17 protein-coding genes are annotated in these 23,809 nt (G+C 71.3%); 9 read left to right on the top strand and 8 right to left on the bottom strand.

The features are described 5' to 3' along the window. Positions 1-41 precede the first annotated feature (41 nt). Entirely contained in the window at positions 42-2,510 is a 2,469-nt protein-coding gene (locus tag GJR97_RS02270) for a DNA gyrase/topoisomerase IV subunit A (protein ID WP_154344880.1), read from the top strand. 108 nt (positions 2,511-2,618) lie between these two features. On the opposite strand, the gene GJR97_RS02265 is transcribed toward GJR97_RS02270, so the two are convergent. Further along, a complete protein-coding gene (locus GJR97_RS02265; RefSeq protein WP_324613035.1) occupies positions 2,619-4,697 on the bottom strand; it encodes a DNA gyrase/topoisomerase IV subunit B in 2,079 nt (692 codons plus the stop codon). Positions 4,698-4,843: 146 nt separating this feature from the next. Here GJR97_RS02265 and GJR97_RS02260 point away from each other — a divergent pair, with 146 nt between their 5' ends. After that, positions 4,844-5,080 (top strand): DUF7455 domain-containing protein, encoded by a 237-nt coding sequence (locus tag GJR97_RS02260; RefSeq protein WP_154344878.1) that lies wholly within the window; start codon positions 4,844-4,846, stop codon positions 5,078-5,080. A 75-nt stretch (positions 5,081-5,155) separates the two neighbouring features. Here the strand turns inward: GJR97_RS02260 and GJR97_RS02255 are convergent, their stop codons facing one another. The 4 genes from GJR97_RS02255 to GJR97_RS02240 all read right to left on the bottom strand — a co-directional run bounded on the left by GJR97_RS02255 (position 5,156) and on the right by GJR97_RS02240 (position 9,779). After that, positions 5,156-5,899: a type 1 glutamine amidotransferase gene (locus GJR97_RS02255; protein WP_154344877.1), complete on the bottom strand. Its 744-nt coding sequence runs from the start codon at positions 5,897-5,899 to the stop codon at positions 5,156-5,158. Next, complete coding sequence (locus tag GJR97_RS02250) at positions 5,896-7,152, bottom strand: Mur ligase family protein (protein ID WP_154344876.1); 1,257 nt, start codon at positions 7,150-7,152, stop codon at positions 5,896-5,898. The genes GJR97_RS02255 and GJR97_RS02250 overlap by 4 nt, the downstream gene beginning before the upstream one ends. A 7-nt stretch (positions 7,153-7,159) precedes the next feature. Then, positions 7,160-8,545: an RNA polymerase sigma factor gene (locus tag GJR97_RS02245; protein WP_154344875.1), complete on the bottom strand. Its 1,386-nt coding sequence runs from the start codon at positions 8,543-8,545 to the stop codon at positions 7,160-7,162. Between the two features lie 316 nt (positions 8,546-8,861). Then, entirely contained in the window at positions 8,862-9,779 is a 918-nt protein-coding gene (locus GJR97_RS02240; RefSeq protein WP_154344874.1) for a proteasome assembly chaperone family protein, read from the bottom strand. Positions 9,780-9,893: 114 nt separating this feature from the next. Here GJR97_RS02240 and GJR97_RS02235 point away from each other — a divergent pair, with 114 nt between their 5' ends. From GJR97_RS02235 to sucB, 3 genes are all read left to right on the top strand, one after another. Further along, positions 9,894-11,363: a leucyl aminopeptidase gene (locus tag GJR97_RS02235; protein ID WP_154344873.1), complete on the top strand. Its 1,470-nt coding sequence runs from the start codon at positions 9,894-9,896 to the stop codon at positions 11,361-11,363. Positions 11,364-11,456: 93 nt separating this feature from the next. Next, on the top strand, positions 11,457-12,830 hold the full coding sequence (lpdA, locus tag GJR97_RS02230) for a dihydrolipoyl dehydrogenase (protein WP_154344872.1): 1,374 nt from the start codon (positions 11,457-11,459) through the stop codon (positions 12,828-12,830). Between the two features lie 67 nt (positions 12,831-12,897). Continuing rightward, positions 12,898-14,379, top strand: a complete 1,482-nt coding sequence (sucB, locus tag GJR97_RS02225) for a 2-oxoglutarate dehydrogenase, E2 component, dihydrolipoamide succinyltransferase (RefSeq protein WP_154344871.1) — start codon at positions 12,898-12,900, stop codon at positions 14,377-14,379. On the opposite strand, the gene GJR97_RS02220 is transcribed toward sucB, so the two are convergent. Continuing rightward, positions 14,376-16,037: a protein kinase gene (locus GJR97_RS02220; RefSeq protein ID WP_154344870.1), complete on the bottom strand. Its 1,662-nt coding sequence runs from the start codon at positions 16,035-16,037 to the stop codon at positions 14,376-14,378. The two genes, sucB and GJR97_RS02220, sit on opposite strands and share 4 nt — an antisense overlap. A 114-nt stretch (positions 16,038-16,151) precedes the next feature. On the opposite strand from GJR97_RS02220, the gene lipB reads away from it, so the two are divergent. The 3 genes from lipB (at position 16,152) to GJR97_RS02205 (ending at position 18,588) form a co-directional block, all read left to right on the top strand. After that, positions 16,152-16,793, top strand: coding sequence for a lipoyl(octanoyl) transferase LipB (gene lipB, locus GJR97_RS02215; protein ID WP_154344869.1), 642 nt, complete (start codon positions 16,152-16,154; stop codon positions 16,791-16,793). After that, positions 16,790-17,779 carry a lipoyl synthase gene (gene lipA / locus GJR97_RS02210; protein WP_154344868.1) on the top strand — a complete coding sequence of 330 codons (990 nt, stop codon included), beginning with the start codon at positions 16,790-16,792 and terminating at the stop codon, positions 17,777-17,779. Before lipB ends, lipA begins: the two co-directional genes overlap by 4 nt. Before the next feature lie 86 nt (positions 17,780-17,865). Further along, on the top strand, positions 17,866-18,588 hold the full coding sequence (locus GJR97_RS02205; protein ID WP_154344867.1) for a DUF4191 domain-containing protein: 723 nt from the start codon (positions 17,866-17,868) through the stop codon (positions 18,586-18,588). A 72-nt stretch (positions 18,589-18,660) separates the two neighbouring features. Here GJR97_RS02205 and GJR97_RS02200 read toward each other — a convergent pair whose 3' ends face one another. After that, entirely contained in the window at positions 18,661-19,092 is a 432-nt protein-coding gene (locus tag GJR97_RS02200) for an RDD family protein (protein ID WP_324613034.1), read from the bottom strand. 138 nt (positions 19,093-19,230) lie between these two features. On the opposite strand from GJR97_RS02200, the gene glnA reads away from it, so the two are divergent. Next, a complete protein-coding gene (gene glnA / locus GJR97_RS02195; protein WP_154344866.1) occupies positions 19,231-20,655 on the top strand; it encodes a type I glutamate--ammonia ligase in 1,425 nt (474 codons plus the stop codon). Positions 20,656-20,792: 137 nt separating this feature from the next. Here glnA and GJR97_RS02190 read toward each other — a convergent pair whose 3' ends face one another. Next, positions 20,793-23,807 (bottom strand): bifunctional [glutamine synthetase] adenylyltransferase/[glutamine synthetase]-adenylyl-L-tyrosine phosphorylase, encoded by a 3,015-nt coding sequence (locus GJR97_RS02190; RefSeq protein ID WP_154344865.1) that lies wholly within the window; start codon positions 23,805-23,807, stop codon positions 20,793-20,795. Between the last annotated feature and the right edge of the window lie 2 nt (positions 23,808-23,809).

Here is a 23,809-nt window from a genome sequence, read left to right as displayed (position 1 = left end):
CCCCGAGCGCGCCCCGTGCACGCCCTGCGCAGAGACGACGAATGACCCCAGCCAAGAGCGAACCCTCCTCACCACCGATCGCCGAGCGGATCGACGAGATCGACGTCGCAGAGGAGATGCAGGGGTCCTTCCTCGAGTACGCCTACTCCGTCATCTACTCGCGCGCGCTCCCCGATGCACGCGACGGCCTGAAGCCCGTCCAGCGCCGCATCCTCTACATGATGAGCGACATGGGCCTCCGCCCGGATCGCGGCCACGTCAAGTCGGCGCGCGTCGTCGGCGAGGTCATGGGCAAGCTCCACCCGCATGGCGACAGCGCGATCTACGACGCACTCGTGCGCCTGGCTCAGGCATTCACGCTCCGCGTGCCGCTCGTCGACGGGCACGGCAACTTCGGCTCGCTCGACGACGGCCCGGCCGCCGCGCGGTACACCGAGGCGCGCATGGCGCCGGCGGCCGTGTCGATGACCGAGCACCTCGACGAGGACGTCGTCGACTTCATCCCCAACTACGACAACTCGCACCAGCAGCCCGAGGTGCTGCCCGCGGCGATCCCGAACCTGCTCGTCAACGGCGCGAGCGGCATCGCGGTCGGCATGGCGACGAACATGGCGCCGCACAACCTCGTCGAGGTCGTCGCCGCTGCGCGCCATCTGCTGCTGAACCCCGAGGCGACGCTCGACGAGCTCATGGAGTTCGTGCCGGGGCCCGATTTCCCCTCCGGCGGCACGATCGTCGGCCTCTCGGGAGTGCGCGACGCGTACGCGACCGGCCGCGGATCGTTCAAGACCCGTGCGAAGGTGTCGGTCGAGCAGCTCACGCCGCGCAAGGCCGGCCTCGTCGTCACCGAGTTGCCCTACCTCGTCGGCCCCGAGAAGGTCATCGAGAAGATCAAGGACGGCGTCAACGCGAAGAAGATCACCGGCATCTCGGATGTCGCCGACCTCACCGACCGCACGAAGGGGCTCCGCCTCGTCATCGGCGTGAAGACCGGCTTCAACCCCCAGGCCGTGCTCGAGCAGCTCTACCGGATGACGCCGCTCGAGGACTCCTTCAACATCAACAACGTCGCGCTCGTCGACGGGCAGCCGCAGACGCTCGGCCTCCGCGAGCTGCTCGACGTCTACCTCGCCCACCGGATCCGGGTGATCACCCGGCGCTCGGAGTACCGTCTCGCGCGTCGTCGCGAACGTCTCCACCTCGTCGAGGGCCTCCTCATCGCGATCCTCGACATCGACGAGGTGATCCAGGTCATCCGTTCGAGCGACGACGCCGAGGCCGCGCGGTCCCGACTGGAGGACGTGTTCGATCTCAGCCGCCTCCAGGCCGAGTACATCCTCGAGCTCCGCCTGCGTCGACTGACGAAGTTCTCCCGGATCGAGCTCGAGGCCGAGCGCGACCAGCTGCTCGCGGAGATCGCGGCGCTCGAGGAGCTCCTCGCGAGCGACGCCCGCATCCGCGCGCAGGTCGCCGAGGAGCTCGACCGCGCGGCCGAACTGTTCGGCACCCCGCGACGCACGATGCTCACCGAGGCTCGCGTGCAGCCGAAGACCCGCAAGGCCGTCGACCCCGCGACGCTCGAGCACGCCGACGTGCCATGCCGGGTCATGCTCGGTTCGACCGGGCGGATCGCCCGCGTCGACGCCCCCCAGGGCGAGGCATCCGTGACCCTGACTCCCCCGAGCCGTCGTTCCAAGCACGACGCCGTGCGCTCCGAGCTCGCCACCACGAGCCGCACCGAGATCGGCGCCGTCACGTCGAAGGGCCGCCTGATCCGGTTCTCGCCGATGGACCTGCCCGCGCTGCCGCCGAATTCGGTGCAGCTCGGCGCTGGCGTGCGGGTCGCCGACTACCTCGCGCTCCCCGACCGCGCCGAGCAGGTGCTCGCCGTCGTCTCCCTCGACTCGCAGCAGCCGATCGTGCTCGGCACCGAGCAGGGCGTCGTCAAGCGCGTCGCGCCCGGCAACTACCCGAACCGACCCGACTTCGAGGTGATCGCGCTGAAGCCGGGCGACCGCGTGGTCGGCGCCTCGCAGGGCGGCGACGACGACGAGCTGGTGTTCGTCACGAGCGACGCGCAGCTGCTCCACTTCCCCGCGTCGGCCGTCCGCCCGCAGGGTTGTCCGGCCGGTGGCATGGCCGGCGTGAAGCTCGACGCGGCAGCCCGCGTGATCTCGTTCACGGTGCTCCCGAGCGCCGACGTCGAGTCGGCCGTCGTCGTGACGGTGGCGGCATCCGCCGACACGCTGCTCGGAGCCGACCCCGGCGCGGCGAAGGTCTCGGACTTCGCCGAGTTCCCGGGCAAGGGGCGGGCGACGGGCGGCGTCCGTGCGCATCGCTTCCTCAAGGGCCAGGACGCCCTCTCGGTCGCATGGGTCGGCCCCGGTCCCGCGCGTGCGCTGGGCACCGACGGCTCGCTGCGCGTCCTCCCCGAGGGGGGTGCGAAGCGCGACGGCTCCGGCCAGACGCTCGACGCCGTCGTGCAGGTGATCGGCCGGGCCATCCGCTGACGTTCCGCCGCACGGCCTTCACGACGACGGGCCCGCCGCACCGTCGGTGCGTCGGGCCCGTCGACGTCGGTCGTGCGTCCTGGGCGCGCCCGCCCGAGGCGTCAGCGCTCAGGCGTCGATGCGATCCCGCGTGAGCGCGGCCGCGCTGTCGACGATGAACTCCTTGCGCGGGGCGACCTCGTTGCCCATGAGGAGTTCGAACACCCGACCGGCGTTCTCCGCGTCGGCGACCCCCACGCGTCGGAGCGTGCGGTGGCGGCGATCCATCGTCGTCGACGCGAGCTGGTCGGCGTCCATCTCGCCGAGGCCCTTGTAGCGCTGGATCGGGTCCTGGTACCGCTTGCCCTGCTTGCGCAGCGTCGCGAGCACGCCGGCCAGCTCCTTCTCGGAGTACGTGTAGATCACGTCGTTGGGCTTCGACCCGGGGTTCATCACCACGACGCGGTGCAGGGGCGGAACGGCGGCGAACACGCGGCCGTCCTCGATCATGGGCCGCATGTAGCGGAAGAAGAGCGTCAGCAGCAGCGTGCGGATGTGCGCGCCGTCGACGTCGGCGTCGCTCATGATGATGACCTTGCCGTATCGCGCGGCGGCGAGGTCGAAGCTGCGGCCGGAACCGGCCCCGATGACCTGGATGATCGACGCGCACTCGGCATTGCCGAGCATGTCGGCGATGCTCGCCTTCTGCACGTTCAGGATCTTGCCCCGGATGGGCAGCAGCGCCTGGTGCTCGCTGTCACGGGCGAGCTTGGCCGTGCCGAGCGCCGAGTCGCCCTCGACGATGAACAGCTCGCTCTGCGCGACATCCGTCGACCGGCAGTCGACCAGCTTCGCGGGCAACGAGGAGGTCTCCAGAGCGTTCTTGCGCCGCTGGGTCTCCTTGTGCGTGCGGGCCGAGATGCGCGCCTTCATCTCGGAGACGACCTTCTCGAGCACCAACGAGGTCTGCGCCTTGTCGTCGCGCTTGGTCGACGCGAAGCGTTCGCCGAGCGCCTTCTGCACGACGGATGCCACGATCGAGCGCACCGCGGGCGTGCCGAGCACCTCCTTGGTCTGGCCCTCGAACTGCGGCTCGGGCAGGCGCACCGTGAGGACCGCGGTGAGGCCGGCGAGGACGTCGTCCTTGTCGAGCTTGTCGTTGCCGACCTTCAGCCGCCGGGCGTTCTGCTCGACCTGCTGGCGGATGAACTTCAGCAGGCCCTGCTCGAAGCCCGACTGGTGCGTGCCGCCCTTCGGCGTCGCGATGATGTTGACGAAGCTGCGCATGACCGTGTCGTAACCCGTCCCCCACCGGAGGGCGATGTCGACGTGGCAGTGGCGCTCGACATCGGTCGGGATCATGGCGCCGTGGTCGTTCAGCACCGGGACCGTCTCGGTGAACCGGCCGTCGCCCGTCAGCCTCCAGACGTCGGTCACCGGGCCGTCGACGGCGAGGTGCTCGGCGAACTCCGAGATTCCACCCTCGAAGTGGAATCGGTGGGTCTCGGGCTCCTCGCCACGCTCGTCGGACACGGTGATCGCGAGGCCGGGCACCAGGAAGGCGGTCTGCCGGGCGCGGTTGAGCAGGTCCTCCAGCTGGAAGCTCGCACCGCGCGTGAAGATCTGCGGGTCGGCCCAGTACCGCACCCTGGTGCCCGTCACGGCCTTCGCGACACGCCCGACCTTGCGCAGTTCGCTCGACTGCTCGAACGGGCGGAACGCCGCCGCCGGCGATCGGGTCCCGTTGTCGTCGAAGATGCCCGGCTCTCCGCGATGGAACGACATCGCCCACGTCGCGCCCCCGCGATCGACCTCGACGTCGAGACGCTCGGACAGGGCGTTCACGACCGACGCGCCGACGCCGTGCAGGCCGCCCGACGCGGAGTACGAGCCCGAGCCGAACTTGCCGCCCGCGTGCAGCTTGGTGAACACGACCTCGACGCCCGTGAGCCCGGTCTTGGGCTCGACGTCGACCGGGATCCCGCGGGCCCGGTCGCGCACCTCGACGCTGTCGTCGGCGTGCAGCACCACGTCGATCTCGGTACCGTGGCCGGCGAGCGCCTCGTCGACCGAGTTGTCGATGATCTCCCAGAGGCAGTGCATGAGGCCGCGCGAATCGGTCGAGCCGATGTACATGCCCGGTCGCTTGCGGACCGCCTCGAGGCCCTCGAGGACGGAGAGATGGCGGGCGGAATAGTCGGAGCTCACGTCGCACAAGCCTAGTGAGGGCCACCCCCGTTCCCGGCTCAGGCGCTTCGCGCTGAGCGAAATGCGGGGTCCCGCGGAACGATCGCAGCCCGAGTCGTGTTTTCATTGAGAGACGGAAACGGCTCGTGAACTACGGAGGAGGCGCCATGAACCAGTACACCGACACCGCCGGTACGGTCGACGAAGTCGACACCCCGCACGAGCTGACGGCGCTCGACCGCTGCGACGCATGCGGTGCGCAGGCCTACATCCGCGTGGTCGTCGCCAGCGGCGAACTCCTCTTCTGCGCCCACCACGGCCGCAAGCACGAGGAGAAGCTCTCGCAGATCGCCCACAGCTGGCACGACGAATCGAGCCGGCTCCTCACCGACACGCGCAACTGACGCGGTCCCACGACATCCACGAACGCCCCCGGAGGAATCCGGGGGCGTTCCTCGTCGTCAGGCGTCCGCGGCAAGTCAGGCGTCCGCGCTCGACGCGACTCCTGCGGCACGCAATTGCAGCTTGCGGGCGGCCTCTGCGAACCGGTCGACCTCGACCGACCGCTCCCCCGGCGCGTACTCCGACCCCGAACGCGCGCACGCACGCTCGAGCATCGCGTCGGCCAGCCGCGGGTTCTTCGCCAGGACGGGCCCGTGGAGGTGCGTGCCGATCACGTCGCCCATCCGCACGCCCTCCTGGCCTGAGCCGCGGCCGTTGCCCGATCCCGCCTGGACGCGCCCGAGCGTCGAGGCCTCGGCGCCGACGTAATCGCGAGCGTGGTTCTCGAAGCCCACGAGGAGCCCGAGCCCGCCCGAGGCCTTCACCACGAGGTCGCCGGCCGCCCGGCCGTCGCGCGGGACCGCCCGCCCGGCCAGGATGCCCAGCCCTTCGATGGCGCGGCCGTCGGCGAGCTCGATCCCCCAGCTGAGCAGTTCCCACCCGGTGCCGACCGCGAGGATCGGCACGCCCTCCGTGCCCCAGCGACGGAGCTCGTCGTGGAGCCCGAGCAGCACCTCACGGCTGCGCTCCAGCGACGCGTCGCTTCCGGACCCGAGGACGACGGCGTCGACCCGTTCGGGGAGGTCCTCTGGGTCCTCGACCGCGACGACGCGGGCGTCGAGGCCCGCCCACCGCGCACGTGCGGCGAGCACGGCGGCGTTCTCGGCGTCGCCGTTGGTGTTCTGCAGCGAGGGCAGCAGCGAGACGATCGTCAGGGTCATTCCGCTCCCGTGAGTCCGAGGTGCGCGCGCGTGCGCCGCATGGCGTCGGCTGAGAAGACGATCGTCTTCACTCCGCTCGTCGGCGCCGGTCCGGCGAGGAAGTCGTCGAGCGCGCGCCCGAGGTCGTGTTCGACGCGGTCGATCTCGACGCCGTCGTACGCCAGCATCAGGGCGGCCTCGTCGGCCTTGGACCCGCTGACGATGGAGACACGGCCGAGTGACGAGGCGTCCGTCGGCCAGAAGTACGACGGATCGCGGACGTCGGACCCGATCGCGAACAGGATCCGGTCGGTCCCCGGCGCGATGCTGTCGACGTTCAGCTGGTAGCTCGCGGGGTTCTGGACGAGGACGAAGTCGACCTCCTGCCCGCGGACGGTGACCCGCTCGCCGCGACCGAAGACCGCGGGGATGGCGCTCAGGGCGCGCGCCGCGACCTCGGGATCGAACTGCTCGCCGAGGACGGCGCGTGCGGTCGCGTACGCGGCGGCGGCGTCGACGGCGTAGTGGGTGCCGCGGGCGGGAAGCCCGATCGCGACGTCGCGGCCGGCGTCGGCGAGGACGGCGGACGCCCCGTCGACGGAGGCGACGACGACGCCGTCGGCCGGGTCGAGCCGCTCGGGGCTGGTCTCGGTGTGACCGAGTCCGCGCGGCGCGGCGGCGAGGACCGTCGGCGAGACGCCGAAGCGTCGGACCGCGACGCCGTCTCGCAGCCCGTCGGCGATGCGCTCGAGGTAGGCGTCGTCGGCGTTCACGACGACGGAGCCGTGGGCCCGGTCCGCGATCCTCCCCAGCATTCCGGCGACCATCTCGGAGTCGTGGAATCGGTCGATCTGGTCGACCATCACGTTCGTCAGGGTCACGACCCTGGCGTCCACGCCCTGCATGACGCGCGCGCCGTGGCCCTCGTCCATCTCGAGCACGGCGACGTCGCCGGGCACGTGGCCGCGCCAGTCCGCCTGCTCGAGGAGCGCGGACGTGAGTCCCTGGCTGATGTTCGCCGTCGAGGGATTCGTGAAGACCGCCTCGCCGTGCGCACGCAGGATCGCCACGAGCATCTTGGTCGTGGTCGACTTGCCGCTCGACCCGGTGACGACGACGAGGCCCCTCGGGAATCCGGAGAGCGTGGTGCCGAGGTAGCGGGGCGCGATCGTGTTGACGACGAGGCCGGGCACCGCCGAACCGCCGCCCGGCTTGCGCAGCCGGGCGGCGATCCTGGTGAGCCGGCCGACGAGGATCGCCGGCGCGTACTTCACTGGCGGCCTACTCGAGGTAGTCGCGCAGCGACTGGGACCGGGACGGGTGACGCAGCTTCGCCATCGTCTTCGACTCGATCTGGCGGATGCGCTCACGCGTCACGCCGAACGTGTCGCCGATCTGGTCCAGCGTCTTCGGCATGCCGTCGCCGAGGCCGAAGCGCATGCGGATGACGCCGGCCTCGCGCTCGCTCAGCGAGTCGAGGAGCGACTCCAGCTGCTTCTGCAGCATGGTGAAGCCGACCGCGTCGGCCGGGACGACCGCCTCGGTGTCCTCGATCAGGTCGCCGAACTCGCTGTCGCCGTCCTCGCCGAGCGGGGTGTGCAGCGAGATCGGCTCGCGGCCGTACTTCTGGACCTCGATGACCTTCTCCGGGGTCATGTCGAGTTCCTTCGACAGCTCTTCCGGCGTGGGCTCGCGGCCGAGGTCCTGCAGCATCTGCCGCTGGACGCGGGCCAGCTTGTTGATGACCTCGACCATGTGCACCGGGATGCGGATGGTGCGGGCCTGGTCGGCCATGGCGCGCGTGATCGCCTGGCGGATCCACCACGTCGCGTAGGTCGAGAACTTGAAGCCCTTGGTGTAGTCGAACTTCTCGACCGCGCGGATGAGGCCGAGGTTGCCCTCCTGGATCAGGTCCAGGAACTGCATGCCGCGGCCGGTGTAGCGCTTGGCGAGCGAGACCACGAGGCGCAGGTTCGCGCCGAGCAGGTGGCTCTTCGCGCGCTGGCCGTCGCGGGCGACCCACTGCAGCTCGCGACCGAGCTGCGAGCGCTTCTCGGCGTCGGACATGTGCGAGAGCTTCTCCTCGGCGAAGAGCCCCGCCTCGATGCGCATCGCCAGCTCGACCTCTTCGGCCGCGTTCAGGAGCGCGACCTTGCCGATCTGCTTCAGGTAGTCCTTGACCGGGTCGGCCGTCGCGCCGGTGATCGTCGTCGAGTAGACGGGGATCTCGTCCTCGTCGTCGGACGCGCGGAGCACGATCGCTCCGGTCGGGTGGGGCTCGACGGGTGCGGGCTTGGCCTCCTCGTCGTCGCCGGACTCGTCCGTCGACTCCTCGCCGGACGCCGCCTCGTCGGTCGCGTCCTCGACGGCGACCTCGGCGTCCTCCTCGAGCTCGTCCTCGTCGGAGCCCTTGGCCGCGCCCTTGGCGCCCTTCGCCTTGCCGCCCTTCGCGGTCGACGTGCGAGGCGTCTTCGACGCGGTCGCGGCGCGCTTGCCGGTGGTCTCGCCCTCGGCCGCGGCGGTCTTGGACGCGGCGGTCTTGGACGCCGCGGCCTTGGTGGTCGGTGCCTTCGTCGACTTCGACGCCGACGTCCGCTTGGTCGTACCGGTGGCGCGGGGCGCCTCGGCCGACTCGTCGGTCGTCGCCGTGGTGGTCTTGGCTGCCATGTGTACTGAACCTCTTCCTCACCGTCGCGCGGCGCGTGGCCCCTGGGCGGGCCTGCCGGGATGTCTGACTGCGTCGCGACCCGGGTGATTTCGGACACGATGAGGACCCATGTCAAGTCCGCTGCTGTTGCGACGGTGGTCGCACGGCGGACCAGAACGGGTCCTTCCCCCCATTATACAGGCCGGGACGCGTCGACCGACCGCGACCGCGCGGGGTTTCGGGGCGCACTCCGACCTGCACCATGTTCCAACGCCCGCGCCGGCGCGCGCATTCCCCGGCCGGCGCAGTCCCGTGCGACGGTCGGCACGAGGGAGCTCAGCCCTCCTCGGCGTCGCGGTTGCGTCGCCGGGCGAGGAACTTCTCGAGCTCGGCGCCGATCTCGTCCGCAGAGGGCAGCTCGCCGTCCTCGTCGGTGAGGGGCGACCGCAGGCTGGTGCCCTCCATGTAGTCGTCGTGGCGCTCCTCGAGCGTGTGCACGAGCTTCGCGAGCTCCCCGTTCTCGGCGACCTGCTCGTCGATCCGGGCCGTGAACTCGCGGCCCTGCTCGCGGAGCGAGTCCGTGGGGAAGATGCGGCCCGTCGAGGCGCTCACCGCCTCGAGTGCCGTGACCGCGGCGGACGGGAACTCCGCATCCGACAGGTAGTGCGGCACGAGCAGCACGAACCCCGTCGTCGGGTGCCCCTGCGTCTGCAGGCGGTACTCGACGAGGTGGAGGGCATTGGCCGGAACCTGCGTCGTCGGCCGCCACACCGACATCGCCTCGATGAGATCGGTCCGGTTGCCGCTCACGGTGACGCCGATCGGCCTCGTGTGCGGTACCGGCATCGGGATCGAGTTGATCCACGTGGTCGACGCCACCTCGAACCGCTCGATGAGCTGGAGCACCGCGGCGCCGAAGCGCTCCCACTGGAAGTCGGGCTCGAACCCGGTGAGGAGCAGGAACGGCTGGCCGAGCTCGTCGCGGGCCAGGTCGAGCGAGAGCCTCGGCGGGCGGTAATCGGTGAGGTGGTCGGCCTCGAAGAGGATCACCGGCCTCCTGGCGCGGTAGTCCAGCAGCTCGTCGGCGTCGAACGTGGCCACGACCTCGCTGTCGAGATTGGTGAGGAGGTAGTCGGTCGTCTGGGCGACCGCCGATCCCGCGTCGGCGAACCCCGTGAGCCCGGCGACGAGCGGGAGGCCGAGGGGCACCTCGACGTCGGCGTTGAGCTCGTACAGGGAGCGGGGATCGCGCATACGTCAAGGGTACCGACGGGCGAACGGCGCCCGGCCGTGCGCGCACCGCCGCGACCATGCCGAGAGCGAACAGCGATGCGGGACGGGAACGTGCGACGACCTACGATCGAAGCCATGTCCGTTCCCTCGATCGAGCTCACCGCATCCCCCGCCGACACGACCGACGCCGACGCCGTCGTGTTGCCCGTCCGCCGCACCGGCGACGGCCCAGTACCGGTCGTCGACGGCGGCTTCGAGTGGGTCGGCACCACCCTCGCACGGCTCGGCGCGAAGGGCGGACTCGACGAGGTGACGAAGCTCACGGCGCCCGGAGGCGACGGCATCGTCGTGGCGACCGGCGTCGGCGAGACGACGGATGCCGCGTCGCTCCGTCACGCGGGAGGCGCCGCGCTGCGCGCGCTCGCCACCGCGTCGTCCGTCGCGCTCGCCGGCGGCGGGCTCGACGCCGCGCTCGCCGAGGCCTTCGCCGAGGGCGCCGCGCTCGGCGCCTACACCTTCACCGAGTACCGCGAGGGCCCGACCGGTCCCGAGCGGCTGACGCTGCACGCCGACCACGACGCCGCGGCCGTCCGGCTCGACCGCGTGCGCAGCGTCGTCGCCGCGGTCGCGCGGACGAAGGACCTCGTGAACACCGCGCCGAACGACCTGCCGCCGGCCGTCCTCGCCGACCTCGCGTCGCAGGCCGCCGGATCGGCCGGCGTCACGGTCCGGGTCTACGACGAGGCAGCTCTCGCGGAGGGCGGCTTCAACGGCATCCTGGCGGTCGGCGGGGGTTCGTCGCGCCCGCCTCGACTCGTCCGCCTCGAGTACGCCCCGGCCGGGGCATCCGCTCATCTCGCCCTGGTCGGCAAGGGGATCACGTTCGACTCCGGCGGGCTCTCGCTGAAGCCCGGCGCCTCGATGGTCGGCATGAAGTCCGACATGGCGGGCGCCGCCGCCGTGCTCTCCGCGATCGTCGCGCTCGCCGAGCTCCAGGTGCCCGTGCGGGTCACCGGATGGCTCTGCCTCGCCGAGAACATGCCGTCGGGCACCGCAGCGCGGCCGAACGACGTGATCCGCATGAAGGGCGGCACCACCGTCGAGGTGCTGAACACCGACGCCGAGGGGCGCCTCGTGATGGCCGACGCGCTCGCGGCCGCGAGCGAGGAGCAGCCCGATGCGATCATCGACGTCGCGACGCTCACCGGCGCCCAGGTGGTCGCACTCGGCAATCGCATCACGGGCCTGATGGGCGAGGACGAACTCGTCGCCGATCTCCGCGGCGCGGCCGAGGCCGCCGGCGAGCCGACGTGGCCGATGCCGCTGCCGGAGGACCTGCTGCCGCTGCTGAAGTCGGACGTCGCCGATCTCGCCAACACGAAGCTCGGCACGGTCGTTCCCGGCATGCTCCTCGCCGGCGTCTTCCTGCAGCAGTTCGTCGGACGGCGCGACGGCGAGGACGCACCCCGGATCCCGTGGGCGCACCTCGACATCGCCGGGCCGTCGTACAACACCGCGGCACCCTGGGGATTCACCGGCGCCGGAGGCACCGGAGCGGCCGTGCGCACGCTCATCGCGCTGGGCGAGCGGGCCGCCGCCAGGTAGTACAGTCGTCTGGGGCGATCCACGCCCCAGACGTTCCCCGGCCACGAACCGGGTGACTCGCGCCGCAGATCCGATGCGCAAGGGAGATTCCGTTTGTCCGAGCAGAACTTTGACCTCGTCATCCTCGGAGGCGGCAGTGGAGGCTACGCAGCGGCGCTGCGCGCCGTCCAGCTCGGCCTCAGCGTGGCCCTCGTCGAGAAGGACAAGCTCGGCGGCACGTGCCTGCACCGGGGGTGCATCCCGACGAAGGCGCTGCTGCACGCCGCCGAGGTCGCCGACAACTCGCGCGAGTCGGAGAAGTTCGGCGTCCGGTCGAGCTTCGAGGGCATCGACATCCCGGCCGTGACGCGGTACCGCGAGGGCATCGTGGCGAGCAAGTTCAAGGGCCTCCAGGGCCTGATCAAGGCACGCGGCATCACCGTGTTCGAGGGCGAGGGCCGGCTCGACGGCCCGAAGACGGTCGTCGTCGGCGACGAGCGCCTCACCGGCAAGAACGTGGTCCTCGCCACGGGTTCCTACTCGCGCTCGCTGCCCGGCCTCGAGATCGCCGGCCGAGTGATCACGAGCGAGCAGGCGCTCGAGCTCGACTTCGTTCCCAAGAAGGTCGCGATCCTCGGCGGCGGCGTCATCGGCGTCGAGTTCGCGAGCGTGTGGCGCTCCTTCGGCTCCGAGGTCACGATCATCGAGGCGCTCCCCCACCTCGTCCCGAACGAGGAGGAGTCGATCTCGAAGCAGCTCGAGCGCGCCTTCCGCAAGCGCGGCATCGACTACAAGCTCGGCGTGCGCTTCCAGGGGGTCACCCAGCATGATGACGGCGTCGTGGTGACCCTCGAGAACGGCGACACGGTCGAGGCCGAGCTCCTGCTCGTCGCCGTCGGTCGTGGCCCGGTCACCCAGAACCTCGGATACGAGGAGGCCGGCGTCACCGTCGACCGCGGCTTCGTCATCACCAACGACCGCCTCGAGACCAGCGCCCCCGGCGTCTACGCCGTCGGCGACATCGTCCCGGGCCTCCAGCTCGCCCACCGCGGCTTCCAGCAGGGCATCTTCGTCGCCGAGGAGATCGCCGGCCTGAACCCGATCATCGTCGAGGACGTCAACATCCCGAAGGTCACGTACAGCGAGCCCGAGGTCGCGTCGGTCGGGTACACCGAGGCGCGCGCCGCGGAGAAGTTCGGCGCCGACCAGGTGTCGTCGTACGACTACAACCTCGCAGGCAACGGCAAGAGCCACATCCTCGAGACGAGCGGATCGATCAAGGTCGTCCGCGTGAACGACGGCCCCGTGGTCGGCGTGCACATGATCGGCGCCCGAGTCGGCGAGCTGATCGGCGAGGCCCAGCTCGCGGTGAACTGGGAGGCGTACCCCGAGGACATCGCCCCGCTCATCCACGCGCACCCGACCCAGAACGAGGCGCTCGGCGAGGCGTTCCTCAAGCTCGCGGGCAAGCCGCTCCACGCGCTCTGATCCCGTCGCGCGGAAACACGACTGCAATAAGCTAGAACGCGTCACACGCTGTGAAGGAGACAAGCGAATGAGCGAATCCGTCAGCCTCCCGGCACTCGGCGAGAGTGTCACCGAGGGCACGGTCACCCGCTGGCTGAAGAACGTGGGAGACCGAGTCGAGGTCGACGAGCCGCTGCTCGAGGTTTCGACCGACAAGGTCGACACCGAGATCCCGTCGCCGGTGGCGGGCGTCATCGAGGCGATCCTCGTCCAGGAGGACGAGACCGTCGAGGTCGGCACCGCGCTCGTCACGATCGGCGACGGCTCCGGGGGTGGAGAGGCTGCGCCGGCTGAGGCGCCGCAGGCCGAGGCTGCGCCCGCTCCGGCTCAGGAGGCTGCGCCCGCTCCCGCCCCGGCGCCGGCCGAGCCGGCCCCGGCGGCGCAGGAAGCCCCCGCTCCGCAGCAGGCGCCGGCCCCGGCTCAGGAGGCTCCGGCCCCTGCGGCGCCGGCTCAGGAGGCTCCCGCTCCGCAGCAGGCCCCCGCCACTCCCGCTCCGCAGCAGGCCCCCGCCGCTCCCGCTCCGCAGCAGGCGTCCGCCGCTCCGGCTGCGCAGCAGGCTCCTGCTCAGGAGGCCCCGGCCCCGCAGCAGGGCGGATCGCACGCCGGTACGTCCGGCTACGTGACCCCGATCGTCCGCAAGCTCGCGAACGAGCAGGGTGTCGACCTCGCCTCGGTGACGGGCACCGGCGTCGGCGGTCGCATCCGCAAGCAGGACGTGCTCTCGGCGGGGTCCCCCGCCGCGGCCGCCGAGGCGCCTGCCGCCAAGGCCGAGCGCCAGCCGCTCGAGACCTCACCCCTGCGCGGCACCACCCAGCCCATGACGCGCCTGCGCAAGGTCGTCGCCGAGCGCGCGGTCGTCTCGATGCAGTCGACCGCACAGCTCACCTCGGTCGTCGAGGTCGACGTCACCCGCGTGGCTCGCCTGCGCGACCGGGTGAAGGGCACGTTCCAGGAGAAGACCGGCACCAAGCTGTCGTTCCTGCCGTTCTTCGCCCTCGCCGCGGTCGAGGCGCTCCGCGCCTACCCGATCATCAACTCGACGGTCGACGGTGACGCCATCGTCTACCCGGAGCGCGAGAACCTGAGCATCGCGGTCGACACCGAGCGCGGATTGCTGACGCCGGTCGTGCGCGACGCGGGCGAGCTCGACATCGCCGGCCTCGCCGGGCAGATCGCAGACCTGGCCGAGCGCACCCGGAACAACCAGCTCAAGCCCGACGAGCTCGCCGGTGGCACGTTCACGCTGACCAACACCGGGTCGCGCGGCGCGCTGTTCGACACGCCGGTCGTGTTCCTGCCGCAGACCGCGATCCTCGGCACCGGCGTCGTCGTCAAGCGCCCGGTCGTGATCTCGGAGGACGGCTCCGACGCCATCGCGATCCGCTCCATGGTCTACCTCGCACTGTCGTACGACCACCGGATCATCGACGGCGCCGACGCGGCCCGCTTCCTCACGGCGGTCAAGGCGCGCCTCGAGGAGGGCGACTTCGAGGGCGACCTCGGCATCTAGTCGAACCACTCACGCAGACGCCAACCGGCCTCGCTCCGCATCATCAGGAGCGAGGCCGGTTCGCGTTCGCCGGCCCCGGGTACGCTGAGCACGACGGCGTCGCCGAGATCTGCGGTGACCGAGAGACCGGAGAGGTCCGACGACCTCGACGCCACCGGCTCCCCCGACGCCATCGTGGCCAGGTCGAGGGCCTCGATGGGCGCGCCGGGTTGTGCGTACGATGCCACGCAGGCCAGATCACGACCGGCGAGGCACCCCTCCCGGATCTCGAGCAGCGCGGCCGCAGCCTCGACCGGGTCGCTCCGTTCGCGTCCGGCTCCCCCGGGATCGCCGGCTCCTGCAGCCTCGCCGCCATCCGAGCCACCCGTTGCGGCGGCGTCGATGGACGCTCCTGCCGGAGCGATGGACGACGGCGCCGTCGGTCGTGCCGTCGTCTCGACCGACGCCGATTCGGCAGCGCCGGGATCGCCATCGCCTTCGGCGGCCGGCGGCACTGCGGTGAGGAGCAGCACGAGCGCAGCCGCGCCGACGAGCCCGCCCGTCGCGAGCACGGCCCGGCGGCGTCCGGCCCAGTCCCGGACCCGGCGTCGCGCGGCCGCGCCGACTCCCCGGTCGAGGGCCTCACCCAGGCCGTCCGCGACGCCCGGCAGCTGCGCCAGTTCGGCAAGAGACCGTGCCGCGCTGCGGCGGGGTGCTTCGTCCGGCGGGGGGGACGGTTCTTCGGGCGACGGCGGTGAGGCGGGTTCGAGCCGATGCGGCGGTCGGATCATCGGATCGACCGCCGCCGGGTCCGCGACGGCCCTCGCAGGGGGTACCCGCGACGGCATCGCTTCGGCGAGCGTCGATCGCTCCGGGACGGTGAGCGGTCTCGGTTCGGCGACGCTGAACAGCGCCCGCTCGAGCGCCTCGTGATCGGGGGCGAACGGCCGACCGTGCAGCATCGCACGCGCGAGCTCGACCGGTGGACCGAACCGGGCCGGCGCATTCGATGCGGAGACGACCGTCTCCATCAGCGCGAGCAGCGCGGCATGCGCACGACGACCGCGCTCCACGCGTTCCGAGACGGGGACGCGCACGTCGGTCCACGCGAGCGCACCGAGGCCGATCAGGCGCGGTCGGCCCGTCTCGTCCACGAGCACGTCCGACGGTGCGAGCCGGGTGTGCACGAGCCCACGCCCTCCGAGGGCGCGCACGGCGACGACGAGGGGGGCGAGCACGGTCACCACCTGGCCGGGCGAGAGGTTCGCGCCCTCGAGCATCGATGCGAGCGATCCTCCCCCGATGCGCTCGACGACGAGGCACGCACGGCCGTCGGAAAGCGCGGCGAGGTCGAGGAGCCGCGGCACGGCGCCCGTCGGATCCTCCGCCATCGCGTGGATCTCGGTCGCGATCGCATCATCATCCGCGCTGCGATCGTAGACGCGCACGACGACGAGCACCTGCTCGGGGTCCGGTGCGTCGGGAGCAGCGCTCGGCGGCTGTCGGGCGACCGCGAGGTGCACGTCGGCGCGTTCGCCCGATGCGAGCCGGCGAAGGAGCCGGTATCCCCCGAGCACCGCGTCCGCCGCGCTCGGGAGGTCTGCGCTCGAGGGTTCGGGAACGGGACGTCGGGTGCGGCGGCCGGCGGTGCGGGCCTCGCGACGGGAGCGATGGGCCATGTCGAGAGAGCATGCCGCCCGGCCCCGCGAGCGAGGCGCGCCGCGCGACCACCGGAGACCCGCGACCGAGGCGACCGACCGGTGGAGGACGAGACGACGCCTAGACTGGACCCCATGCTCGACTACGTCGACACGGGGCTAAGCGCCAACTCCGTGCCGTACAGCGAGGGTCTCGCCCTCCAGCGCGCCGTCCATCAGGCGGTGGTCTCCGGTCAGCGACCGGACACCGTCATCCTCCTCGAACACGAGCCGGTGTACACCGCCGGCAAGCGGACCTCCCCCGACGAACGTCCGACCGACGGAACGCCCGTGGTCGACGTCGATCGCGGCGGGAAGATCACCTGGCACGGTCCCGGCCAACTGGTCGGCTATCCGATCCTGCGCCTCGTGGAGCCGATCGACGTCGTCGGATACGTCCGGCGGCTCGAGGGCGTGCTGATCGACGTCCTCGCCGAGTACGGAATCGACGGGACTCGCGTCGACGGACGCTCGGGCGTGTGGATCGTGCGCGATGGCGTCGAGGAGAAGATCGCCGCGATCGGCATCCGCGTCGCCGAGGGCGTCACCATGCACGGGTTCGCCCTGAACTGCTCGAACTCGCTCGAGCCGTACCGGAAGATCATCGCCTGCGGGATCCGCGATGCCGGGGTCACCACCATGTCGCGCGTCCTCGGTCGCACCGTCGCGCCCGCAGACGTCGCCGACGTCGTGCGCGCACGGCTCGACTCCGAGTTCGCACGGGCGGTGGCCGCATGAGCGCCGATCCCGGCGGGCGGCGCATGCTGCGCCTGGAGGTCCGCAACGCGGAGACCCCGATCGAGCGCAAGCCCGAATGGATCAAGACCCGCGCCAAGATGGGGCCCGAGTACCGGCAGCTCCAGCAGCTCGTCAAGGGCGAGGACCTGCACACGGTCTGCCAGGAGGCCGGCTGCCCGAACATCTACGAGTGCTGGGAGGACCGCGAGGCGACCTTCCTCATCGGCGGCTCCCAGTGCACGCGGCGGTGCGACTTCTGCCAGATCGACACGGGCAAGCCGGCGGACTACGACGTGGACGAGCCGCGCCGCGTCGCCGAGTCGGTGGTGCGGATGCAGCTGCGCTACTCGACGGTGACGGGCGTCGCGCGCGATGACCTGCCCGATGAGGGCGCGTGGCTCTACGCCGAGACGATCCGCCAGATCCACGCCCAGTCCCCGGGCACCGGCGTGGAGATCCTCGTGCCCGACTTCTCCGGGAACCCCGAGCTGCTGGGCGAGGTGTTCTCCGCTCGCCCCGAGGTGTTCGCGCACAACGTCGAGACGGTTCCGCGCATCTTCAAGCGCATCCGCCCGGCCTTCCGGTACGAGCGCTCGCTCGACGTGATCACGCAGGGGCGCGACGCGGGCCTCATCACGAAGTCGAACCTGATCCTCGGCATGGGCGAGGAGCGCGCCGAGGTGTCGCAGGCGCTCCACGACCTGCACGACGCGGGAACCGACATCATCACGATCACGCAGTACCTGCGGCCGAGCCCACGCCACCTCCCGGTCGCGCGCTGGGTGCGTCCCGAGGAGTTCGTCGAGCTCAAGGTAGAGGCCGAGGAGATCGGCTTCCTCGGCGTGCTCGCCGGGCCGCTCGTGCGCTCGTCCTATCGCGCCGGGCGCCTGTGGGCCCAGTCCATGCACGCGAAGGGCCGCCCGCTGCCGGAGGAACTCGCGCATCTCGCGGACGCCTCGCTCGGCTTCGCGCAGGCCGTCGGCTGAACCACGCCGACCATCCGGTGACCAGGGGCCGCTCGGACCGCCGCTCGCGGTCCGAGCGGCCCCTCGACCGCCGGTATCCTTGACGCATGGCACGCACCAAGGACGCCGGGTCCGCTCCCAAGCCCCCGAAGGAGCCCGGCCGCATGAAGCAGATGTGGCAGGTCTTCCAGATGACCCGCCGCTACGACTCCAGCGCCCAGTGGCTCATGCTCCTCGGCTTCCTGGCACCCGTCGCCGTCGGCCTCGGGCTCGCACTGTGGCTGAGCGGCGGCAACGGCTTCACGATCGCGCTGTGGATCATCGCGGGCGTGCTCGCGGGCCTGCTCATCGCGCTGGTGATCCTCGGCCGGCGCGCCGAGCGCGCGGCGTACTCGCAGATCGACGGCCAGCCCGGCGCGGTCGGCGCGGTGCTCCGCAGCGGCCTCCGCGGCAACTGGGTCGGCAACGAGATGCCGGTGGCCGTGAACGGCAAGACGCAGGACGCCGTCTACCGCGCGGTCGGTCGCGGCGGCGTCGTGCTGATCAGCGAGGGCCCGCGGTCGCGGACCGAGCGCATGCTCGCCGACGAGAAGCGCAAGGTCGAGCGAGTGCTGCCGAACGTCCCCGTGCGCACGCTCTCGGTGGGCCACGAGGAGGGTTCGGTCGAACTCCACCGGCTCGCCGCGACGCTCCGGAAGACGAAGCGGACCCTGACCAAGCCCGAGGTACTCGCGGTCACGAACCGGCTGAACTCGCTCCAGGCCCCGCTCCCGATCCCCAAGGGCGTCGACCCGATGCGGGTGCGTCCGCAGCGCGGTCGCATGCGCTGACCGGCGACCATCGGCCTGCGGCATCCGTTCACCAGGGCGGATGCCGCAGTCGTGTCCGGAACGGAACGCCGCTCAGGCGCGGATCAGGACGGTTCCGGCGACCTTGTCGTGGAATCCACGCTGGTCCGAGTCCCAGACGAGCGCCGGGACGACGACGACCAGCAGGAGCGTGCGCACGATCGGACGCCACGACCCGACCCATCCGCCACGGACCGCCACGACGCGCATGCCGAGCAGGCGGTGACCGACGCTGCCGCCGATCGTCGGGATGAAGAGCACCTGCATCAGCGCGAAGATGCCGAGCGTCGCCCACGACTGCGCCGTCGATGCGTACGGGCCCACCAGCAGCGCGATGACGTTCGCGATGATCCAGTCGACCATGATCGCCGCGAGGCGGCGGCCGACTCGCCCGACGGACCCCGCGCCCTCCTCCGGAAGCCCGAGCCGTTCGCCCGGGTACCTGCTGGGTGGGATGTCGCCGGTCGGGTTCGCGGGGTCTGGCACCGGACGAGTCTACCGATCGCACACCGTGTAACACGGTCGAAACATTGGTGTCACGGCAGGGAAACCCCGCCCGGATAACGTCGCAACCGGTCGAACGACTGCGTCCTCGCCCTCTACCTGCCCTTGGAGCACCGTCACATGTTCAGTGATTCTTCCGAAGTCCTCAAGTTCATCAAGGAGACGGACGTCAAGTTCCTCGACATCCGTTTCACCGATCTTCCGGGTGTGCAGCAGCACTTCAACATCCCGGCCTCCACTGTCGACGAGGACTTCTTCACCGTCGGCCAGCTCTTCGACGGCTCCTCGATCCGCGGCTTCGCGTCGATCCACGAGTCCGACATGCAGCTGATCCCCGACGTCTCCACGGCGTACATCGATCCCTTCCGGGCCGAGCGCACGCTGATCATGGTGTTCGACATCTACAACCCGCGCAACGGCGAGATCTACGCCAAGGACCCGCGTCAGGTCGCCAAGAAGGCCGAGAAGTACCTCGCGTCCACGGGCATCGCCGACACCGCGTACTTCGCTCCCGAGGCCGAGTTCTACATCTTCGACGACGTCCGCTACGAGGTGAAGCAGAACTCGAGCTTCTACTCGGTCGACTCCGAGGAGGGCGCCTGGAACTCCGGTCGCACCGAAGAGGGCGGCAACCTCGGCAACAAGACCCCGTACAAGGGCGGCTACTTCCCCGTCTCCCCGGTCGACAAGCAGGCCGACCTGCGCGACGACATCTCGCTCAAGCTGATCGAGGCCGGGCTCATCCTCGAGCGCGCCCACCACGAGGTCGGCACGGGCGGCCAGGCGGAGATCAACTACCGCTTCGACACGATGGTCCACGCGGCCGACGACATCCTGAAGTTCAAGTACATCGTCAAGAACACCGCGAACGAGTGGGGCAAGACCGCGACCTTCATGCCGAAGCCGCTCTTCGGCGACAACGGCTCGGGGATGCACACCCACCAGTCGCTGTGGAACGACGGCAAGCCGCTGTTCTACGACGAGGCCGGCTACGGCGGCCTGTCCGACGTCGCGCGCTGGTACATCGGCGGCATCCTCCGCCACGCCCCCGCGCTGCTCGCCTTCACGAACCCGACGGTGAACTCCTACCACCGCCTCGTTCCGGGCTTCGAGGCTCCCGTCAACCTCGTGTACTCGGCGGGCAACCGTTCCGCCGCGATCCGCATCCCGATCACGGGCACGAACCCCAAGGCCAAGCGCATCGAGTTCCGCGCTCCGGATGCGTCGGGCAACCCGTACCTCGCTTTCGCCGCGCAGCTCATGGCCGGCCTCGACGGCATCAAGAACCGCATCGAGCCGCACGAGCCCGTCGACAAGGACCTCTACGAGCTCCCGCCGGAGGAGGCCAAGGCGATCCCGCAGGTGCCGGGTTCGCTCGACGCCGTGCTCGACGCACTCGAGGCCGACCACGACTTCCTCCTCGAGGGCGGCGTGTTCACCAAGGAGCTCATCGAGACCTGGATCGACTACAAGCGCGAGAAGGAACTGAAGCCGCTGGCTCAGCGTCCCCACCCGTTCGAGTTCGAGCTGTACTTCGGCGTCTAGACTCTCTCCCCCCATCCCCCCAGAGAGCCGAGGGCCCGTGTCGCGTTCTGCGACACGGGCCCTCGTGTCGTTGGCCTGCGGGCACGTCGTCGTGCTGCACGTCGCCCGTGACGTGGTGAAGGCGAACGGCCCGGCGCTCAGCCGACCGTCGGTTCGCGCCGCGGTTCGACGCCGTAGAACCCGCGCTCGAAGACCGCCCGTGCACGGCGGGTGACGGCGAGGTAGTCGTGCTCGAGCGCCGTGGCCGAGCCGGGCGGGTAGCCCATGATGCGGGCGACGCCCTCGAGCTGGGTTCGCTCCACCGGGAGCACGTCGGTCGTCTTGTCGAGCCAGAGCGTCAGGGCCGATCGCGCGCGCGAGGCGAGGACCCAGGCCGAGCGCAGCGTCTCGGCGTCGGCATCGTCGACCAGTCCGGCGTCGACCGAGGCCGAGAGCGCGTCGAGCGTCGATGCGGTCCGGAGTGCGGGCACGGTCGCCGCGTGCTCGAGTTGGATGAGCTGCACGAACCATTCGACATCGCTCAACGATCCGCGCCCGAGCTTCAGGTGCCGTGTCGGATCGGCGCCCTGCGGCAATCGCTCGTTCTCGACGCGCGCCTTGATGCGCTTGACCTCGCGCACCTCCTGCTCGGCGATCGTGGTCGGGTAGCGGACGGTGTCCGCGAGTTCGGTGAATGCCTCGATGAGCGCCCGGTCTCCGGCGACGCCGCGCGCCCGGAGCAGCGCCTGAGCCTCCCAGGTGAGCGACCAGCGGGCGTAGTACGCCCGGTACGCCTCGAGCGAGCGGGCGACGACGCCGTTCCGGCCCTCGGGGCGAAGGCCCGCATCGAGTTCGAACGGCAGTCGCGCGTCCTCGCTCGTACGGACGAGCTCCGAGACGATCTTCAGCGCTCGGCTGTGCGCGGCATCCGGCTCGGCCGTCGTCGGACGGTAGACGTAGAGGATGTCGGTGTCGGAGCCGATCCCGAGCTCGCGGCCTCCGAACCGACCCATGCCGATGACGGCGAACTCGATGCCGTCGTCGCCACGTCGGATCGCCCGGAGCAGCGACTCCAGGTGGGCCTCGGCGACGTCGCTCAGGCCGCGCCCGAGCTCCTCGACCGTGCAGACGTCGAGGATGGCGGCGAGGGCGAGCCGGAGCACTTCACGACGGCGCATCGCGCGGATCACCTTCGCCGCGGCCTCCAGGTCGCCGTGGCGGGCGAGGACGGCGTCACCCGCCTCGCGCAGCGCCGGAAGCGGACGCGGACGGAGCTCGTCGACGTCCTCGAGCCACGCCACCGCTTCGGGGATGTGCTCGAGCAGTTCGCCGGCGAAGCGCGATCCGGACAGGACGCGGGTCAGGCGCAGCGCGGCGTCCGACGAGTCGCGGAGCAGGCGGAGGTACCAATGCGTGGTGCCGAGCGCGTCGCTGATCCTTCGGAAGGCGAGCAGGCCGTAGTCGGGGTCGGCGCCGCCCGCGAACCACGAGATCAGCACGGGCATGAGGTGGCGCTGGATGGTCGCGCGTCGCGACACGCCCGCGGTGAGCGCGGCGATGTGCGCCAGCGCCCCGCGCGGGTCGGTGAAGCCGATCGCGGCGAGTCGCGCCTCGGCCTGGGCGCTCGTGAGCTCGAGCCCCTCGGCGGGCAGGGCGGCGACCGCCGAGAGCAGGGGGCGGTAGAACAGGCGCTCGTGCAGTCCGCGGACGCGGCGCCGCGTCGCCTGCCAGGTCTCGGTGATCTCGCCGGCCGTCCGTGCCAGCCCGGACGCGCGCGCGAGGGTCCGTCGCTCCGCGTCCTCGCGCGGCATGAGGTGCGTGCGGCGCAGGCGCGCGAGCTGCAGCCGGTGCTCGAGCACGCGCAGCACGCGGTAGTCGCGGGAGAACTCGGCGGCCTCCTCGCGGCCGACGTAGCCGTGCTCGGCGAGCGCCGCGAGGGCGGGCAGCGTTCCGGCCTGGCGGATCGCCTCGTCGGTGGCACCGTGGACCAGCTGCAGCAGCTGCACGGTGAACTCGATGTCGCGAAGGCCGCCCGGACCGAGCTTCAGTTGGACGTCGACCTCGTCGGACGGGATGTGGTCGGTGACGCGTTCCCGCATGCGCTGGACCGACTCGACGAACCCCTCCCGCGACGAGCTCGACCAGACCTTCGGGGCGACGCCCTCTGCGTATCGTGCGCCGAGGTCGGGATCGCCGGCGAGCGGGCGCGCCTTGAGCAGGGCCTGGAACTCCCAGCTCTTCGCCCAACGGTCGTAGTACTGGAGGTGCGAATCGAGGGTGCGCACGAGCGCGCCGTCCTTGCCCTCGGGGCGCAGGTTCGGATCGACCTCCCACAGCGGCGGCTCGATCCCGGGTTCCCCGATCGCGCGCATCGTCGTCATGGCGAGCCTCGTCGCGATCTCCAGGGCGCGCGGCGTCGTCGCGGTCTCCTCGTCGGCGGACTCCGCGACGAAGATGACGTCGACGTCGCTCACGTAGTTGAGCTCCCCCGCGCCGGCCTTGCCCATGCCGATCACGGCGAGGCGGGTCGCCTCGACCTGCGCCGCCGGGAACCGCCCGGGCGCGGCCGGCTCCCCGTCGGCGCGAGCGACGAGCCTCCGGGACAGGTGCAGTGCGGCGTCGATCGCTCCCCCGGCCAGGTCGGCGAGTCCCGAGGCGACGACGTCCAGCGCGTCGACCGCATCCGCGCGCGTGAGGTCCCAGATCGCGACGCCGGCGAGCAGGCGCCGGTATCCGACGCGCAACGCGCGGGCTCCGGCATCGGCCAGGTGCGCCCGTGGCGCGTCGACGGATGCCACGGCCGCGACCAGGTCCGCCGCGGCCTCCGCCTGCGACGGCGGCGGAGTCGGTCGCTGGTGCAGCAGTCCGAGCTCGTCGATGTTGCGGAGGAAGAACTCGGCGAACCCGCGAGACGCGCCGAGGAGGCGCGCGGCGCGGTCGAGTGCGGCGGCGTCGCGCAGGACGGCACCGACCCGCTCGGGAGCGCGCTCGTGGAGTCGTCGGAGTTCCTCGAGCGCCTGGTCGGGGTCGGCGGCCGCACCGAGCGCGTCGACCAGTTCCTCCGGCTCGACGCCGGCGGCCTCGGCGAGGTCGACCGACGCGGCCGCCGCGAGGTCGAGGTCGTTGAAGCCGGCGCGCGCCAACGCACCGAGGGTCGGGGCGGTGCGCGTCATCC

Source organism: Agromyces kandeliae, from assembly GCF_009674665.1.
GTDB lineage: Bacteria > Actinomycetota > Actinomycetes > Actinomycetales > Microbacteriaceae > Agromyces > Agromyces kandeliae.
The sequence above is the reverse complement of the archived record's forward strand: the minus strand, read 5'-3'. Positions and strand labels throughout refer to the sequence as shown.